General features: G+C 63.2%; 15 protein-coding genes. 7 read left to right on the top strand and 8 right to left on the bottom strand.

Going from position 1 to position 17,112, the window contains the following annotated elements; genetic code table 11:
• Positions 1–7: 7 nt before the first annotated feature.
• Complete coding sequence (locus tag HNO79_RS06145; protein ID WP_214164934.1) at positions 8–973, bottom strand: mitochondrial fission ELM1 family protein; 966 nt, start codon at positions 971–973, stop codon at positions 8–10.
• 111 nt (positions 974–1,084) lie between these two features.
• Between HNO79_RS06145 and HNO79_RS06140 the strand changes: the two genes are divergently transcribed.
• Entirely contained in the window at positions 1,085–2,188 is a 1,104-nt protein-coding gene (locus HNO79_RS06140) for a DEAD/DEAH box helicase (RefSeq protein ID WP_214164969.1), read from the top strand.
• A gap of 160 nt (positions 2,189–2,348) precedes the next feature.
• Positions 2,349–3,383 carry a M14 family metallopeptidase gene (locus HNO79_RS06135; protein ID WP_010513486.1) on the top strand — a complete coding sequence of 345 codons (1,035 nt, stop codon included), beginning with the start codon at positions 2,349–2,351 and terminating at the stop codon, positions 3,381–3,383.
• Between the two features lie 25 nt (positions 3,384–3,408).
• On the opposite strand, the gene glyA is transcribed toward HNO79_RS06135, so the two are convergent.
• Positions 3,409–4,698 carry a serine hydroxymethyltransferase gene (gene glyA / locus HNO79_RS06130; RefSeq protein ID WP_244987449.1) on the bottom strand — a complete coding sequence of 430 codons (1,290 nt, stop codon included), beginning with the start codon at positions 4,696–4,698 and terminating at the stop codon, positions 3,409–3,411.
• A 201-nt stretch (positions 4,699–4,899) separates the two neighbouring features.
• Between glyA and HNO79_RS06125 the strand changes: the two genes are divergently transcribed.
• From HNO79_RS06125 to HNO79_RS06115, 3 genes are all read left to right on the top strand, one after another.
• Positions 4,900–6,369, top strand: a complete 1,470-nt coding sequence (locus HNO79_RS06125; protein ID WP_010513489.1) for an amino acid permease — start codon at positions 4,900–4,902, stop codon at positions 6,367–6,369.
• Positions 6,370–6,454: 85 nt separating this feature from the next.
• The gene (hemB, locus tag HNO79_RS06120; RefSeq protein ID WP_010513491.1) at positions 6,455–7,447 is read left to right on the top strand and encodes a porphobilinogen synthase; all 993 of its coding nucleotides are present in this window, start codon (positions 6,455–6,457) and stop codon (positions 7,445–7,447) included.
• A gap of 139 nt (positions 7,448–7,586) precedes the next feature.
• The gene (locus HNO79_RS06115) at positions 7,587–8,369 is read left to right on the top strand and encodes an arginyltransferase (protein WP_214164935.1); all 783 of its coding nucleotides are present in this window, start codon (positions 7,587–7,589) and stop codon (positions 8,367–8,369) included.
• Positions 8,370–8,380: 11 nt separating this feature from the next.
• On the opposite strand, the gene parC is transcribed toward HNO79_RS06115, so the two are convergent.
• From parC to rpsB, 4 genes are all read right to left on the bottom strand, one after another.
• Positions 8,381–10,597 carry a DNA topoisomerase IV subunit A gene (parC, locus tag HNO79_RS06110; RefSeq protein WP_214164936.1) on the bottom strand — a complete coding sequence of 739 codons (2,217 nt, stop codon included), beginning with the start codon at positions 10,595–10,597 and terminating at the stop codon, positions 8,381–8,383.
• Between the two features lie 61 nt (positions 10,598–10,658).
• Positions 10,659–11,450: a DNA repair protein RecO gene (gene recO, locus HNO79_RS06105; protein WP_214164937.1), complete on the bottom strand. Its 792-nt coding sequence runs from the start codon at positions 11,448–11,450 to the stop codon at positions 10,659–10,661.
• A gap of 49 nt (positions 11,451–11,499) precedes the next feature.
• On the bottom strand, positions 11,500–12,405 hold the full coding sequence (gene tsf, locus HNO79_RS06100; RefSeq protein ID WP_010513496.1) for a translation elongation factor Ts: 906 nt from the start codon (positions 12,403–12,405) through the stop codon (positions 11,500–11,502).
• Between the two features lie 108 nt (positions 12,406–12,513).
• A complete protein-coding gene (gene rpsB, locus HNO79_RS06095; protein ID WP_010513497.1) occupies positions 12,514–13,299 on the bottom strand; it encodes a 30S ribosomal protein S2 in 786 nt (261 codons plus the stop codon).
• Positions 13,300–13,577: 278 nt separating this feature from the next.
• Here rpsB and HNO79_RS06090 point away from each other — a divergent pair, with 278 nt between their 5' ends.
• Positions 13,578–14,009 (top strand): OsmC family peroxiredoxin, encoded by a 432-nt coding sequence (locus HNO79_RS06090; protein ID WP_214164938.1) that lies wholly within the window; start codon positions 13,578–13,580, stop codon positions 14,007–14,009.
• Positions 14,010–14,254: 245 nt separating this feature from the next.
• Here HNO79_RS06090 and aroC read toward each other — a convergent pair whose 3' ends face one another.
• The gene (gene aroC / locus HNO79_RS06085; RefSeq protein ID WP_214164939.1) at positions 14,255–15,346 is read right to left on the bottom strand and encodes a chorismate synthase; all 1,092 of its coding nucleotides are present in this window, start codon (positions 15,344–15,346) and stop codon (positions 14,255–14,257) included.
• Positions 15,347–15,365: 19 nt separating this feature from the next.
• Positions 15,366–16,205 carry an enoyl-ACP reductase FabI gene (gene fabI, locus HNO79_RS06080; RefSeq protein WP_010513501.1) on the bottom strand — a complete coding sequence of 280 codons (840 nt, stop codon included), beginning with the start codon at positions 16,203–16,205 and terminating at the stop codon, positions 15,366–15,368.
• 210 nt (positions 16,206–16,415) lie between these two features.
• Between fabI and pdxH the strand changes: the two genes are divergently transcribed.
• On the top strand, positions 16,416–17,021 hold the full coding sequence (gene pdxH, locus HNO79_RS06075; protein ID WP_010513502.1) for a pyridoxamine 5'-phosphate oxidase: 606 nt from the start codon (positions 16,416–16,418) through the stop codon (positions 17,019–17,021).
• Positions 17,022–17,112: the final 91 nt, after the last annotated feature.

The raw sequence follows: 17,112 nt of genomic DNA, 5'->3' as shown, positions 1-17,112 counted from the left end.
GGGAGAATTATTGTTGCTCCACTGACGCAAGCCCCAGATGATGCCGCACCGCTTCCGCTGCCATGACGGTATCATCAAGTGGTGCTACAGACCATGTTTCCAGCCGCCCGGCAAAGGGGCGGATGCGCCCCGCCTGCATCAGGTCCTGCAGGAAATGCCCGATCCGCCGAGACCGCCCCGGCAGGCTGGCGACCATGACGGGTGCCGAGGTCGCCACGGCTTCCGAAATCATGGACACGCTGTCCACCGTCACGACAATGGCGTCCGCACAGGCCAGCAGACCCAGATACGGATTGGCCCCCGTCTGGTCCCACACCCACGCATCCGGCACGGCCAGGGCGCGTTGCAGTTCCCCGCACACCTCCGGATCCGTCCGGCGCGACGGTGTCAGCGCAATGCCCACCCGGTCACGCCGCATCATGGCGACCAACTGCGTGGCAAGGCTCGCCCCTTCGGCCCGTCCCAGCCGAAAACGGCCATTCCCCCCGCCAACCAGTACGGCAACCAGCGGGCGCGGCAGACGGGCGAAAAATGGCGCCCACTCCCGCCGCGCCTGATCCAGCAGCGCCGGTGTCACGCCATGCAGCGCCGTGCGCGTCAGGACGACATTGGGACCGGATATCCGGTCATGCCGGTTGGCAATGACCAGATCGAAACGGGCGGGCGACAGACGCGGGTTCTGCACCTGTATCACGCGCGCACCCTGCCGACGCAGCGCCGCCCCCACCGCCCCGCCACTACCACCGATGCTGATGATCGGGTGATCGCGATAATCGGCATCCAGATGAAGCGGCATGACCGCACGCAGGGGCGCAGGCCACCACGCGGCGGGTACATGCTGCCATATGCCACGCACGGTCAGCGCATGCAGATGGGGGTCCAGTCCCGCGCGCCGCGCCAGCCCGAAGGTCTGGGACCGCATGCCGGCAAGGTCCGCCGCGATGACGCTGGCGGTAGGTAAGGAAGCTGCCATACCCCCATGTGGCGGGACATGAACCGGGGCGTCAATGCCCTGCCCCTTTTGTCCATCGCCCAGCCGCGCTAAGTGGCAGGAATGAGCGAGACAGAACCGACATTCTCCGGCATGGGGCTGGATGGCCGCGTGGTGGCCGCCCTGACACGCATGGGGCTGCACCAGCCGTCCCTGATCCAGCGCGAGGTCATTCCCCCCGTCATGGCCGGACGGGATGTGGAGGCACGCGCAGGCACCGGCAGCGGCAAGACGGTGGCCTTTGCCGCCCCCATCCTGTCCGCCCTCATGCAGCCTGATGATGTGGGCAATACCTGCGTACGCTGCCTGATCCTGTCGCCCACGCGCGAACTGGCGGGCCAGACGGCGGACGTGCTGCGCGGCCTTGTGCGTGGCAGCGGCCTGCGCATCCTGCAGGCCACCGGCGGCACGGCGCGGGCGGTGCAGGCCAGAACGCTGACCGAAGGGGTCGCGATCGTGGTCGGCACGCCGGGCCGGGTGACTGACCTGGTGCATGGGGGGGAACTGGACCTGTCCACCGTCGGGCAGTTCGTGCTGGATGAAGCCGACCGCATGCTGGACCCCGGTTTCGCGGAAGAAATGCTCGCCCTTGCCGCAGCCCTGCCCGCGCGACACCAGACATTGCTGTTTTCCGCCACTATTCCCCCGGCCATGGCCGAACTGGCCGCCCGCCTGCTGCACCGTCCGGTGCGTATCAGCATGGAGGTGGAAAACGCCCCCGCGCCGCGCATCGCGCAATACGCCATTTTCGTTCCCATGCGCCACAAGACGGAGGCAACACTGGCCTGCCTGCGGCAATACGGGATGCAGCGCGTGATGGTGTTCGTCCGCACCCGGAGCGAAGCCGATACCCTTGCACGGGCCATAAGCCCGCTTGCACCCGCCGTAGCGATTCATGGCGATCATTCACAGGCGCGGCGCGAGCGGATGCTGCGTGATTTCCGGCAGGGCCGCGTGGGCGTGCTGGTGGCGACCGATGTCATGGCGCGGGGAATCGACATTGATGACATTGCCCTTGTCATCAACCACGACATTCCCGCCCAGCCTGAAGCCTATGTCCACCGCATCGGCCGCACCGCACGTGCCGGACGGCGCGGGGTTGCCGTCGCCCTGTGCGCACCGGAGGAACGTCAGGCGCTGAAGGACATAGAACGCCTGACGGGGCAGCGCATCCGCATTGCCAGCCTGCCGCAGTAACGGACACGGTCATACATTTGTCATGCATCCCCCGCCCCCACGGTCTTGCCGTAGGGTAAAGGGTAGATAAACTGCCTGTCATGATGAACAGCCATGCCATGCAGTCCCATATTCCGGCGCATGACGGGACAGACGCGGCCATCGACCGGGTCGCCCTGACATGACATATGGGCGGGATAACGCGCCCCGGCTGCCGGTTCGCGTGGCGCGGCCCACCACCTTTCTGGAGCGCCTGCCCCCCCCTCCGTCCAGCCTGCCACGCTGGAAGGTCAGCATTACCCCACCCGACCTGTCACCATGGCTTGCAGGAAACTGCGGCATTCCGGGCGTCATGCATTACGAAGGACGCAGGCCGGGTCCGCATGTCGTCTGTGTCAGCCTGATCCATGGAAATGAATTTGCGGGCGCCATCGTGCTGGACCGCCTGCTGCGACGCCGTATCCGTCCGCGCGCGGGGCGACTGTCGCTGGTATTCGCCAACCCCGAGGCCATGCAGTTATTCGACCCGTGCGACCCGGTGCGCGCGCGCTGCGTGGATGAAGACATGAACCGCGTCTGGCTGCCAGCCATGCTGGACAGCCGCCAGACATCGCATGAACTCGACCGGGCGCGCATGCTGCTGCCGGTCATCGTGACGGCGGACAGGCTGCTGGACCTGCATTCCATGTTATGGCCGGGTGAGCCGCTGGTGCTGTCGGGGCTGTCGCCCACGGGCCGTGCCATGGCGCGGCGTATTCGTGGCGTGGATGTATGCGTGGCCGATCGTGGGCACCGCAGCGGGTGCAGGCTGATCGATCACCCGCGTTTCAGCGGGGGAAATGCCGCTGCCTGCCTGCTGGAAGCCGGCCAGCACTGGCGGGAAGACACCGTTACACGGGCCATGCATGCCGTCCTGTCCCTGATCGGGCCATGCTGCGGCATTTCGGCGGGAACGGAGGGCACGATTCCCCGATACGACATGGTGGTGACCGATGTGGTGACGGCCCGGACGGGACTGTTCCGGTTCGTCATGCCTTTTCACAGCGGGCATGTCGTGGACAGCGCGGGCACGGTGGTGGCGCATGACGGCAGTGATGAAATCCGCACGCCCTATGACCGGTGCATGCTGGTCATGCCCAACCTGCGCCCCGCCCGTGGCCATACGGCCGTAAGGTTCGCCCGTGCAGATGCAGGGCCGCCCGCCCCGGATCAGTAACCGGAACGGGCGACCATCATCATGTTCAGGCGTAGATGGGGAAGCGCGCGCACAGCGCCTTGACCCGTTCGTGCACGGCCTGCTCGGTTTTGGTGCAGCCTTCCTCGCCCGGGGTCTTGGCCAGCGCGGTCAGCACCTCGTCAATCATGCGGCCCACTTCACGGAACTCTTCCGCACCAAAGCCACGCGCCGTCGCAGCCGGGCTGCCCAGGCGGATGCCCGAGGTGATGGCCGGCTTTTCAGGGTCGAACGGAATGGCGTTCTTGTTGGCGGTAATGCCGGCGCGTTCCAGCGCGCGTTCCGCCGCCCGTCCCGTAACCCCCTTGGGCCGCAGGTCCACCAGCAGCAGGTGGCAGTCCGTGCCCCCGGTCACGATGTCGAACCCGGCCTGCACCAGCGTTTCCGCCAGCACGCGGGCATTGTTCGCAACCGCTTCCTGATAGGTCTTGAAATCGGGGCGCAGCGCCTCGCCAAACGCCACGGCCTTGGCCGCGATCACATGCATGAGCGGACCGCCCTGCAGGCCGGGGAACACGGCGGAATTGATCTTTTTCGCAAGATCCGCGTCATTGGTCAGGATCAGCCCGCCACGCGGCCCGCGCAGGGTCTTGTGCGTGGTGGAGGTGACGACATGCGCATGCGGCACGGGCGACGGATACAGGCCCGCTGCAACCAGCCCCGCGAAATGGGCCATGTCCACCATCAGGTACGCCCCGACCTCGTCCGCGATGGCGCGGAAGCGGGCAAAATCGATGATACGGGGATAGGCGGAACCACCGGCCACGATCAGCTTCGGCTTCTCGGCGCGGGCCAGGCGTTCCATTTCCTCGTAATCCAGCAGGCCGTCTTCCTTGCGTACGCCATACTGGACCGCATTGAACCACTTGCCGGAATAGTTGGGGGCGGCGCCGTGGGTCAGGTGGCCACCGGCGGCCAGGCTCATGCCCATGACGGTATCGCCGGGCTTGACCATCGCCATGAAGGCGGCCTGGTTGGCGTTGGCGCCCGAATGGGGCTGCACGTTGGCGAATTCGGCGCCGAACATCGTCTTGACGCGTTCAATGGCAAGGGTCTCGACCTTATCCACTTCCACGCAGCCGCCATAATAACGGCGACCGGGATACCCTTCGGCGTACTTGTTGGTCAGAACGCTGCCCTGTGCTGCCATGACGGCGGCGGAGACCATGTTCTCACTGGCAATCAGTTCAATCCCGTCGCGCTGACGCACCAGTTCCGCGTCGATAATCGCGGCGACATCGGGGTCGGCTTGGGTCAGTGGGGCGCGGAAAAACTGCTTGAGGTCAGTCTGGCTGATGGGGTCCGACACCGTTATGTTTCTCCATTCATTGGATGATCTGTCATTTCCGGGTAGGCAAACGGACATGACACGTATGGGAACAGGCCTGCTATGTGCGCCATATCGTGGCGTCAAGACAACGCCAAAATGATGGAGACCGGCTGATTTGACCGTTGTTATATTCCTTTCTTCCGTCCCCGCCGTCCCGTGCGTGGCAATATGAACACCGGCATTACGCGCGCGTTGCTGCGCCGGCTGCCGGTTGGCGCACCGGCGAATGATGCGGGGCTGAAACGCGTTCTGGGCGCGGGCAGCCTTGTCGCCCTTGGCGTCGGGGTCACGATCGGGGCGGGCCTGTTTTCGCTGACCGGCATCGCGGCAGGCAGCAATGCAGGGCCTGCCGTACTCATTTCCTTCGTACTGGCGGCCATGGCATGCGCGTTTGCCGGGCTGTGTTATGGGGAACTGGCGGGCATGATCCCCGCGGCGGGCAGCGCGTACGTCTATGCCTATGCATCCCTTGGCGAACTGGCAGGCTGGATCATCGGGTGGGACCTCGTTTTGGAATATACGGTGGGTGCATCAGCCGTATCGGTCAGCTGGGCGCGGTACATGCGCTCTTTGCTGGATGAATGGGGCATCCACCTTTCGCCCCGCCTGATGGCATCCCCGTTCGAGGTCGTGGGAATGGTGGATGGACAGCCCATCCACGGTATCGCGAACCTGCCGGCCGTGTTCATCATCGGGGTGCTGTCGCTGCTGCTCATACGCGGCATTTCCGAATCAGCGCGGCTCAACGCCATCGTGGTGATCATCAAGCTGGTGATCATCGCCGCCGTGATCGGGTTCGGGCTGCCTTATATCAAGGCCGCCAATTACACCCCGTTCATTCCCCCCAACACCGGCGAATTCGGGCATTACGGCGTGTCTGGCATCCTGCGCGCGGCGGGCACGATCTTCTTCGCCTATCTGGGGTTTGACGCCGTTTCCACCGTGGCGCAGGAAACACGCAATCCCGGGCGCGACATGCCCATTGGCCTGATGGGCAGCCTTGCGATCTGCACGTTTATCTATATCGCCTTTTCTTTCGTGCTGACGGGGCTGGTCAATTACCGTGACATGATCGGGGATGCCGCCCCCGTGGCCACCGCCATTGACCAGACACCGTTTGGCTGGCTGAAGGCGGCGGTCAAGCTGGGGATCATATGCGGGTTCCTGTCGGTCATCCTCGTCCTGCTGCTGGGACAGAGCCGGGTCTTCTTCGCCATGGCGCGGGACGGGCTGCTGCCGCCAATGTTCGGCCGCACGCATGCGCGCCTGGGCACGCCGGTCGCGTGTCACCTGTTCTTCATGGGGGTGACAGGGGTACTGGCCGCCTTCCTGCCGATCGAACAGCTTGCGCACATGACATCCATCGGCACGCTGCTGGCCTTTGTGATCGTCTGTGTTGGCGTTATCGTACTGCGCGTGCGTGAACCCGACCGCCCGCGCGTCTTTCGGGTGCCCGGGGGTGCTGTGATCCCGGTTGCGGGAATCATAAGCTGCGGGGTCATGATGCTCTCGCTGGACGGGCTGACATGGCTGCGGCTGGTTGTCTGGCTTGCGATCGGGCTGATGGTCTACGCACTGTACGGCATCCGCCACAGCCGGTTGGGCACCGTCATGCCTGCCATGCGCCCGAAACGCTGAACACCGGGCAGGTTACCGGATCATAATTTGGCACGGGGGCGCTGCAGGATCATAGTCGCCCCTTCCCCTGATGGAGTTGGATTGGATGAATATCGGTCAGTTTCCTCAAACAAGGCTGCGCCGTAACCGGCACGACCGGTTTACGCGGCGTCTGGTGTCTGAAAACACGCTATCGACCGATAACCTGATCTGGCCGATTTTCGTGACCGAAGGTACGGGATCGGTCACCGATGTCTCCTCCATGCCCGGCGTGCAGCGTGTCAGCCTTGACCGTCTGGCGGCACATGTGGAACCTGCGGCAAAGCTGGATATCCCCGCCCTTGCCCTGTTCCCCATCACGCCCACCAGCCTGCGTGATGAAGCGGGCACCGAAGCCACCAACCCCGATAACCTGATGTGTCGGGCGGCGCGCCTGCTGAAAAAGGAATTTCCGGAAATCGGCCTGATCGGCGATGTGGCGCTGGACCCCTACACCAGTCACGGCCATGACGGGCTGATTGAAGACGGATACGTGGTCAATGACCCATCCGTTGATATCCTGGTGACACAGGCCGTCAACCAGGCCGCCGCCGGGATCGACATCATCGCCCCGTCCGACATGATGGATGGCCGCATCGGGTCGATCCGTACCGCGCTGGATACGAGCGGTCTGGTCAATACCCGCATCATGTCCTACGCCGCCAAATACGCCAGTGCCTTCTACGGCCCGTTCCGTGATGCGCTGGGGTCCGGCGGACTGCTGACGGGTGACAAGAAAACATACCAGATGGACCCCGCCAACACGGATGAAGCCCTGCGCGAAGTCGCGCTGGACCTGCGTGAAGGCGCGGATATGGTCATGGTCAAGCCGGGCATGCCCTATCTGGATGTCATCCAGCGCGTTCGGGCGGAATTCGCGGTGCCGACCTTCGCCTATCAGGTATCGGGCGAATACGCGATGCTGATGGCTGCGATCCAGAATGGCTGGCTGGACCGTGACCGCGTGATCATGGAAAGCCTGATGGCGTTCCGCCGCGCGGGCGCCAATGGCGTCCTGACCTATTTCGCGCTGGACGCCGCCCGCCTGCTGCGCGCCTGAACAGGACAAAAGCACACGCGCGCAGCCGGATAGTTGATGCCTGCAACAGGAAGAATATGATAACCGTATAGGCATACGGGCAGTCTGTTTTTCCTGTTTGCGGGGCTGCTGCTTCCTGTTTCCCGGCTGGTGAGAGCGCATGACCTATACATCGCCACGGCATCCACAGCTGTTCTATACGACGGCGCCCATGCCCTGCCCCTATCTTGCGGGACGGATGGAACGCAAGGTTGTGACCGAAATTGGTGGACCGGACGCCGTGCCGTTCCACAACCGCCTGTCGCGTGCCGGTTTCCGTCGCAGCCACACCATTGCCTATGCCCCGGTCTGCGCAAGCTGCACCGCATGCACGCCCATACGCGTGCCCGTGGCGCGGTTTACCCCCAGCCGCACGCAGCAACGCGCCCTGCGCCGCAATGCCATGTTACACGCCGCCCGCGTTCCACCCACGGCCACGCCTGAACAGTTCACCCTGTTCAGCGCCTATCAGCAGACCCGGCATGAAGGCGGCGACATGGCGTCCATGACGTTTCCCGACTATCGCGCCATGATCGAGGATACCCCGATCGAGACCTTCATGATCGAATTCCGCGATACTGAAGGCAAACTGGCCTGTGTCGCGCTGGTGGACCAGCTCGATGACGGGCTGTCGGCCGTCTATGATTTCTATGATCCCGCACTCCAGAAGCGTTCACTGGGCACGTTCGCGGTGATGCACCTGATCGACTATACCCGCACGCTTGGCCTGCCTTACCTGTATCTGGGCTACTGGATCAGCGAGAGCCGGAAAATGGCCTACAAGGCCCGCTTCCGTCCGGCCCAGATCATGACGCGTGGCGTCTGGCACGATCTGGACCCGGCCCATTACGAAGCACGTGAAAGCGCCTTCCTGCCGGACGGACTGTTCCGCCCGGTGGAATGACCTCGGCCGGATCAGGCGCGCGGTTTGCGGGTTGCCCATGCGGGCGCCGTCCTGCCCATATCGGCCCGCTTTCCTACATAATCCTTCAGATCCGCAAAGGAACGGGTGCGGGCCGGATCTGGCCATGCAAGCCCTTCGGCCGCCGTAAACACGACTGCATCGCGCAGGCCGCCTTCCTTGTATTTCTGCACGATCACACCAAGGCCGCGCGTCATTTCAGGCAACTGATCCAGCGGGAAAACCAGCATGCGCCGGTTCTGGCCGATCACCAGCACATGGTCGCCTGTGGCGGGGGCGCAGACCTGCGCGCTTTCCCCGTCCTTCAGGTTCAGCACCTGCTTGCCGGTACGCTTTTCCGCCGTCATGGCCGATTCCGCCACCACCATGCCGCGGCCCGCGCTGGAAACTAGCAGGCGCCTGCGCGTATCCTCGACCGGGAACATCGTAATGATGTCCTCATCATTGGACAGGTCGATCAGCAGCCGCAGGGGCTGGCCATCACCACGCCCGCGCGGCAGATCCCCCACGCGCAGCGTAAAGGCGCGCCCATCGGTTGCGAACACGCACAGCCGGTCATTGCTATGGCATTCAACCGACATGCCCGGCCCATCGCCCTCCTTGAATTTCAGCGCCTCCGGGTCCTGTCCATGTCCACGTACGGTCCGGATCCATCCCTTCTGTGACAGGATGACCGTCAGCGGATCACGTTCGACCGGCAGGGCGGCCTCGACATCGATTTCAACCGGCGCATCCGCCAGCAGGCTGCGTCGCCTGCCCAGCGCACCGCTGCCAAAGGTTTTCTGGATGTCCCTGATCTCGGACGCGATCCGCTTCCACCGCAGCCCCTCCTGCTCCAGCAGATCATGCAGGGACTGTTTTTCCGCGCTCAGCTTCGCATGCTCATCGCGGATTTCCATTTCCTCCAGCCGCCGCAGGCTGCGCAGGCGCATGTTCAGGACTGACTCCGCCTGCAGTTCCGTCAGGCTGAACGTCGCGATCAAAGCCGCCTTCGCATCATCCTCCTCGCGGACAATGCGGATCACCTCATCAAGGTTGAGATAGACCGCAAGGAACCCGTCAAGGATTTCCAGACGCCGGTTGACCGCCGCCAGCCGGTTGGCGCTACGGCGCTGCAGCACGTCATGGCGGTGGTCCAGCCAGGCCTGCAGCACGTCCTTCAGGCTACGCACACCCGGCACCTGGTCCGCGCCCAGCACGTTCATGTTCAGGCCGAAGCGGCTTTCCAGCTGCGTTGCGCGAAACAGGGTTTCCATCAGTACCGCAGGTTCTATCCCACGCGACTTTGGTTCCAGCACCAGCCGGATGTCGGTCGTGCTTTCATCGCGGATATCGGCCAGAAGGGGCAGCTTCTTCTGTTCCATAAGGTCCGCGACCTGTTCGATCAGGCGTGATTTCTGCACCTGATACGGAATTTCGGTCACCACGATCTGCCATGTGCCGAAACGCCCCTGCTCCACCTCCCATTTCGACCGGATGCGGAAGGAACCGCGTCCCGTCTCGTAGGCACGCGCAATGGCGTCGCTGTCTTCCACAATGCTGCCCCCCGTGGGGAAGTCCGGACCGGGCATATGTTTCAGCAGGTCGGCCGTAGTCATGGCGGGCCTGCGGATCAGGGCAAGGGCGGCGGCGCAGATCTCGCCCACGTTATGGGGCGGGATCGAGGTCGCCATGCCCACCGCAATGCCTGCCGCCCCGTTGGCCAGAAGGTTGGGAAAGGCCGCGGGCAGGACAACGGGTTCCTGTTCCTCACCATCATAAGTGGGACGGAAGTCAACGCAGTCCTCACCGATTCCTTCAAGCAGGGCCTTGGCCACCTCGGTCAGACGGGATTCGGTGTACCGCATGGCGGCGGCGTTATCACCGTCGATCGAGCCGAAATTGCCCTGCCCTTCCACCAGCGGATAGCGGACGGCAAAATCCTGCGCCAGTCGCACCAGCGCCTCATAGACCGAGGCATCGCCATGCGGATGGTATTTACCGATCACGTCACCCACCACACGGGCGCATTTCTTGAACCCGGCGGACGGGTCCAGCTTGAGCTGCTGCATCGCATAGATCATGCGACGATGCACCGGCTTCAGCCCGTCGCGCACATCGGGCAGCGAACGCGACATGATCGTTGACATGGCATAGGCCAGGTAACGTTCGCTCAGCGCATCGGCCAGCTTGGTATCTTCAATATGACCGGCTGTTGTGTCCACAGGCATGCAATCTCCCTCCCGCAGGTGAACAGATAGCGAAACTTTACGCTTTGTCCAATGCTCGTACTCAGTCTGTAGCGGTCGTGGTGGCGTCAGGCGACGCATCTGGCGGGGAAATGTCCGCCTCACGCGCAATCATGTCCAGCAGCCTGCTCCGGGCTTCGGGCACGGGACGATGACGCTGCCCAAAGGCGTCACGTTGCAGGAAGTGACCCGTCAGGCGCAACCCGTCATACCAGTCCACCGGCGTGCCGACCTGATCGGGATGCAACACGAAACCGGGCAGCGGCAGCAGGCGGCTACGCCATTCTCCCGCCCGTTCATCCGATACCGCCCGTCCGGTGCGCGGCGATACCCAGCGCAGGTCGTCACACCTGCCACCAAGGGCGCAGTGGCCCAGATCCAGCCCGAAGCCGAGTTCGGACAGCAGCAGCAGTTCCCAGCGCACGATTTCGGGCATGCCTTCGGCCACCGCCCATTGCGGGTCAAGGCTGATCCGCGCAAGCAGGCTGGCCAGTCCCTGAAATATGGCGGGGTGGGGTTCGCGTTCGGGCAGGCAGCCATCGGCCAGCGCGCACAGCGATGCCAGCATGGCCAGCGGTAGCGGATCGTCCAGTATGCGGGCGGCAGATGCGTGGACCGTCTCCGCCGTAATGTTGCCCAGCTGTTCGGGCAGGCGGGCGGTCCAGCGCGCACGCACGAGGTTCCCCGTCTGCCAGACCGCGCGACCCCGTCTGGATGATCCCCCACGGGCCAGACCGTGATACAGCCCGTGCTCACCCGTCAGGACATGCACGATCGCGCTGCCTTCCCCATACGGGGTGGCGGAAAGCACAAGGGCGGGTGCTTCCCATTCCATCAGGAAACACCCGCCCTTGCGAAAAGAAAACCGGAAACCGGCAACGTGATCAGTTGCCGGCAGCCTTTGCCACTTCGGCGGCAAAGTCGTTTTCTTCCTTCTCGATGCCTTCACCCAGCTGGAAGCGGTCGAAACCGGTCAGCTTGGCGCCTGCCTTTTCCACGATCTTGCGCACGCGGCTTTCGCCATCATGAACCCAGACCTGTTCCAGCAGCACAACTTCTTCATAGAACTTGCGGATACGGCCATCGACCATCTTTTCAATGATCGCATCGGGCTTACCCGACGCCTTGGCCTGTTCCACCAGCACGGCACGCTCGCGCTCAAGCGCCTGCGGGTCGACACTGTCCACATCCAGCGCGGCCGGACGGGTTGCGGCAACATGCATGCCGATGCGGCGACCAAGGTCTTCCATCGCTTCGCTGGCGGTCGGCGCCTCAACGGCAGCCAGCACGCCAATCTTGCCCAGACCCGGGCTTACGGCGGAATGAACATAGGTCGCGACCACGCCCGACGGCACGCTCAGCACGCGCGCGCGGCGGATGGACATGTTTTCGCCAATGGTGGCGATCAGGTGCGTCAGTTCATCGGCAACGCTGCGGCCGCTTTTCAGCACGGCGGTCTTCAGCTTTTCCAGATCGTCGCCAACGTCCAGTGCCGCATGCGCCACTTCGGAGACGAAGTTCTGGAAATGCTCGTTGCGGGCAACGAAGTCGGTTTCGGCATTGACTTCGACCATGGCGGCCTTCTTGTCCGCCTGAGCCACGCCAACCAGACCTTCCGCCGTAACGCGGCCGGACTTCTTGGCGGCAGCCGACAGGCCCTTCTTGCGCAGCCAGTCGATCGCGCCTTCAATGTCGCCTTCGGCCTCGTTAAGGGCCTTTTTGCAATCCATCATGCCCGCGCCGGTCTTCTCACGAAGTTCCTTGACGAGGGCTGCGGTAATTTGCGCCATTATCCTGATACTCCTCACGACAGGCGCACGCCCCGCATCGCTGCAGGGCGTGTCCTTGCTGTGTCAGTTACGCCGGGGGGCCTGTTCAGCCCCACCCGGCGTGCAATTTCATTCCGCGCTTGCGGCGGCTTCCGTCACGGCCGTTTCCACGGCGGGGTCGATCGGCAGTTCTTCGGACGCACCGAAGTCTTCGCCCGACGCACCCAGCTCGGCGGAGATACCGTCGAGGACAGCGGACGACACCAGTTCGCAATACAGGGCAATGGCGCGGATGGCGTCATCGTTGCCCGGGATCGGATAGGTCACGCCACGCGGGTCTGAGTTGCTGTCCAGCACGGCCACAACCGGGATACCCAGCTTGTTGGCTTCTTCAACCGCCAGCTTTTCCTTGTTCGTGTCGATCACGAACAGGATGTCCGGCAGGCCGCCCATTTCCTTGATACCGCCGAGCGAACGCTCCAGCTTCTCACGGTCACGGGTAATGTCCAGGACTTCCTTCTTGGTCAGGCCCTGGGTGCCGTTTTCCAGCATGTCGTCAATGCCGCGCAGACGCTTGATCGAACCGGTGATGGTCTTCCAGTTCGTCAGCATGCCACCCAGCCAGCGGTGGTTGACGTAGTACTGGCCGCAACGCTTGGCAGCTTCCGCCACCTGATCGGCCGCAGCGCGCTTGGTGCCGACGAACAGCACGCGGCCACCACCGGCCACGGTGTCACGGATCGCCTTGAGCGCGCGGTCCAGCATGGGAACGGTCTGCTGCAGGTCGATGATGTGAACCTGGTTGCGCACACCGAACAGGTACGGCGCCATGCGCGGGTTCCAGCGGCGGGTGTGGTGACCGAAGTGCACGCCGGCTTCCAGCAGCTGGCGCATTGTGAATTCAGGCATCGCCATGTCGGCTAAATCCTTGTGTCTGGTTTATCCTCCGTGAAGCACGCCCTGTTTTTCAAGGACACCAGAGGTATTGGCTTCACGTGCGAATTGGCCCCAACGTGGGACCGTGGCGGGATATGGCCGTTTTTGGTGCATATTGCAAGGGTGGTGTTGGCGCGAAGTGCATCGTGATGCAACTTTTCATCGGTCAGCCGGTTGCCCCGTGCGAGGAATGGCAATCATCCGGGGCGCATATCGCGCCCAGATCGTAACCTGGATATCTGAGGAAACGCGACATAATGGCGATCACGAAATTTGCGACCGCACAGTGGTCCGGCGGACTGAAGGACGGCAAGGGCGAAATCTCGACCCAGAGCGGTTCACTTACGAACCAGCCTTATGGTTTCAATACCCGTTTTGAAGATAAACCCGGCACGAACCCCGAGGAACTGCTGGGCGCAGCCCATGCCGCGTGCTTCGCCATGGCGCTGTCGGGCATTCTGGGTGGCGCGGGGCTGACCGCCCGATCACTGGATGCGAAGTCTGAAATCGTGCTGGACAAACAGGGCGAAGGCTTTGCCATCACCCATGCAAAACTGACGCTGGAAACTGAAATTCCGGGTACTACCGAAGCGCAGTTCAAGGAACTGGCGGAAAAGGCAAAAGCCGGTTGCCCCGTCTCGAAGCTGTTCAACGCAACCATTACACTTGATGCAAGGCTGAAAGGCTGATCCACAGGGCTGATGCGGGGCGGACAGATGTTCCGCATCGGCTTTCATGCCTGCTGCATTCCACCCTGTCTAAAGCTTTTTGAAAAGCTTCACCAGAAACTTTCCGACAGTCAGAATGTCCTGCGGCTGGTCTGTCCAGACAGTTTTCGGGAACGGTAAGACCTTGGGATAAGGAACAGACTGCCGCAGCAGGCGGGGCGGGTATAACCCGCTCCCACCGGAGCGACATGCCGCGGTCCCGGGTTTTACAGAACCACGGGCTCCTGATTACCCACCTGTCCACGGTGGCGCAGCAGGTGATCCGCCAGGATGCAGGCCATCATCGCCTCCCCCACCGGCACGGCACGGATACCGACACAGGGGTCATGCCGCCCCCTGGTCATGACATCCACGTTCTCCCCGTCCCGCGTGACGGAAGGGACGGGCGTCAGGATCGAACTGGTCGGCTTGACCGCGAAACGGGCAACGATCGGCTGCCCGGTGGAAATACCACCCAGCACGCCGCCGGCATGGTTGGAAGCAAACTGCAGCATGCCGTTTTCCATGCGCATCGGGTCCGCGTTTTCTTCCCCCGTCAGGCAGGCGGACGCAAAACCGTCCCCGATTTCGACGCCCTTGACGGCATTGATGCTCATCAACGCCATGGCAAGGTCGGAATCCAGCTTGCCATAAATCGGCGCACCCAGCCCCGGCGGCACGCCTTCGGCCATGACCTCGATCACGGCGCCAATGGACGATCCCTTCTTGCGGATATCGGCAAGGTAGTCTTCCCATACCGGCAGCATCGCCATGTCCGGACAGAACAGCGGATTGGCATTCACCATTTCCCAGTCCATCCGTGTGCGGTCAACCGCATGCGGCCCGACCTGCACCAGCGCGCCACGGATGCTGATCCTGTCACCCAGCACCTTGCGCGCCACGGCCCCCGCCGCGACCCGCATGGCCGTCTCCCGCGCGGATGAACGCCCGCCACCACGATAGTCACGGATGCCGTATTTCATGTCATAGGCGACATCGGCATGGCCGGGACGGTACCGGGTGGCGATATCGCCATAATCACGCGAACGCTGGTCAGTATTGCGGATCACCAGTGAAATGGGGGTGCCGGTCGTATGCCCCTCGAACACGCCGGACAGGATCTCGACCTGATCTGCCTCCTGCCGCTGCGTGGTGAATTTGGACTGTCCCGGCCTGCGGCGGTCCAGCCATGGCTGGATATCCGCCTCTTCCAGGGCAACACGGGGCGGACAGCCATCAATCACGCAGCCAATGGCCGGGCCATGGCTTTCGCCCCATGTGGTGACGCGGAACAGGTGGCCAAAGGTATTGTACGACATGGGGACAGGCTTCCCGCGATCAGTTACCCGCGACCGTGATATCCGGCGCGGTGGGGTTTTTCATGCCGACAATATGGTAGCCGGAATCAACGTGGTGGATTTCCCCCGTCACGCCCCCCGACAGGTCGGACAGCATGTACAGGCCCGCGCCGCCCACTTCTTCCAGCGAGACATTGCGTTCCAGCGGAGAGTTGTACTGGTTCCATTTCAGGATATAGCGGAAATCGCCAATGCCATTGGCCGCCAGCGTCATGACCGGCCCGGCAGAGATACCGTTGACGCGGATGCCGTCACCACCCAGGTCGACCGCCATGTACCGCACCGATGCCTCCAGCGCCGCCTTGGCGACACCCATGACATTGTAATGCGGCATGACACGCTCGGCCCCCAGATAGGTCAGGGTCAGCAGCGACCCGCCGGGGTTCATGATGGCGGCCGCGCGCCGGGCGACGGCGGTAAAGGAATAACACGAAATGTCCATCGCCTTGAGGAAGGCATCACGCGGGGTATCGACATACCGCCCGCGCAGGAACTGCTTGTCCGCCCAGCCGATGGCGTGAACGAGGAAGTCGATCTTGCCCCATTCCTTCTCGATCGCGGCGAACGTCGCATCCATGGCGGCGTCGTCGGTCACATCGCACGGCAGGACCAGGGTCGACCCCACGGTTTCGGCCAGCGGGCGCACGCGCTTGCCCAGCGCTTCCCCCTGATAGGTGAAGGCCAGTTCACCCCCCTGTTCCGCCACGGCGCGTGCAATGCCCCAGGCGATGGAGCGGTCATTCGCCACCCCCATGACAAGGCCCCGTTTGCCCTTCATCAATGAACCCTTGATGGAAATTTTGGGCGCGCCGTCTGACATGCTGGTATCCTTAATGGTAAATGACGGATGAAATTTCGGCCTCGTGGTTGCACAAGCTGCCGTTTTGGACAAGATGCCGATTGCGGTAATTCTAGCCAATAATTGTCACATAGTAACTTACCTTATGTTTCCATATGTTTCGTATCCCTGCGCAGACCGGTCCGGGCGCAGGCCGGTACAAGGCATGCAGCGTGACGGAACCCCGATCCCATGACCCTTCCCCTGATCGATCTCGACGCCGATCCGTTCGACCTGTTTGACGCGTGGATGCGTGACGCGACCGCGCACGAACCCAATGACCCGAACGCCATGGCGCTGGCGACCGCCACAGCTGACGGGCGGCCATCGGTACGGATGATCCTGCTCAAGGGTGCGGACCGGCGCGGCTTCGTGTTCTATACCAACCTCAACAGCCGCAAGGCGGCCGAGCTGAAGGCCAACCCGTACGCCGCCCTGCTGTTCCACTGGAAAAGCATCCGCCGCCAGATCCGTATCGAAGGCGCGGTGGAACCCGTCACCGCGGCGGAGGCCGATGCCTATTTCGCCAGCCGCAGCCGGGTGTCACGCCTGGGCGCCATTGCGTCGAACCAGTCCCATCCCCTGCCCGACCGCGCCGTGTTCGAAGCGGCCGTGGCGGACCTTGAAGCCCGCTATCCGGATGCCGACGCCCCCATTCCCCGCCCCGCCAACTGGAGCGGCTTCCGCGTCGTGCCACAGCATTTCGAATTCTGGCAGGACCGCCCCTACCGCCTGCATGATCGTGCCGTATGGGACCGGACGGTCAATGGCTGGGCGACCGAACGCCTTTACCCCTGAACTTAACGCCGCCTGATCCGTTTTCCGTGCATACGGGGCGTGCCGTACCTGCCTTGCAGGCCATGCGCATTCCCCATGAACGGATCAGGAG

Source organism: Komagataeibacter oboediens (genome assembly GCF_018491655.1).
Lineage (GTDB): Bacteria > Pseudomonadota > Alphaproteobacteria > Acetobacterales > Acetobacteraceae > Komagataeibacter > Komagataeibacter oboediens.
Note: the sequence above shows the minus strand (reverse complement) of the source record. Positions and strands in the feature narration are given on the sequence as shown.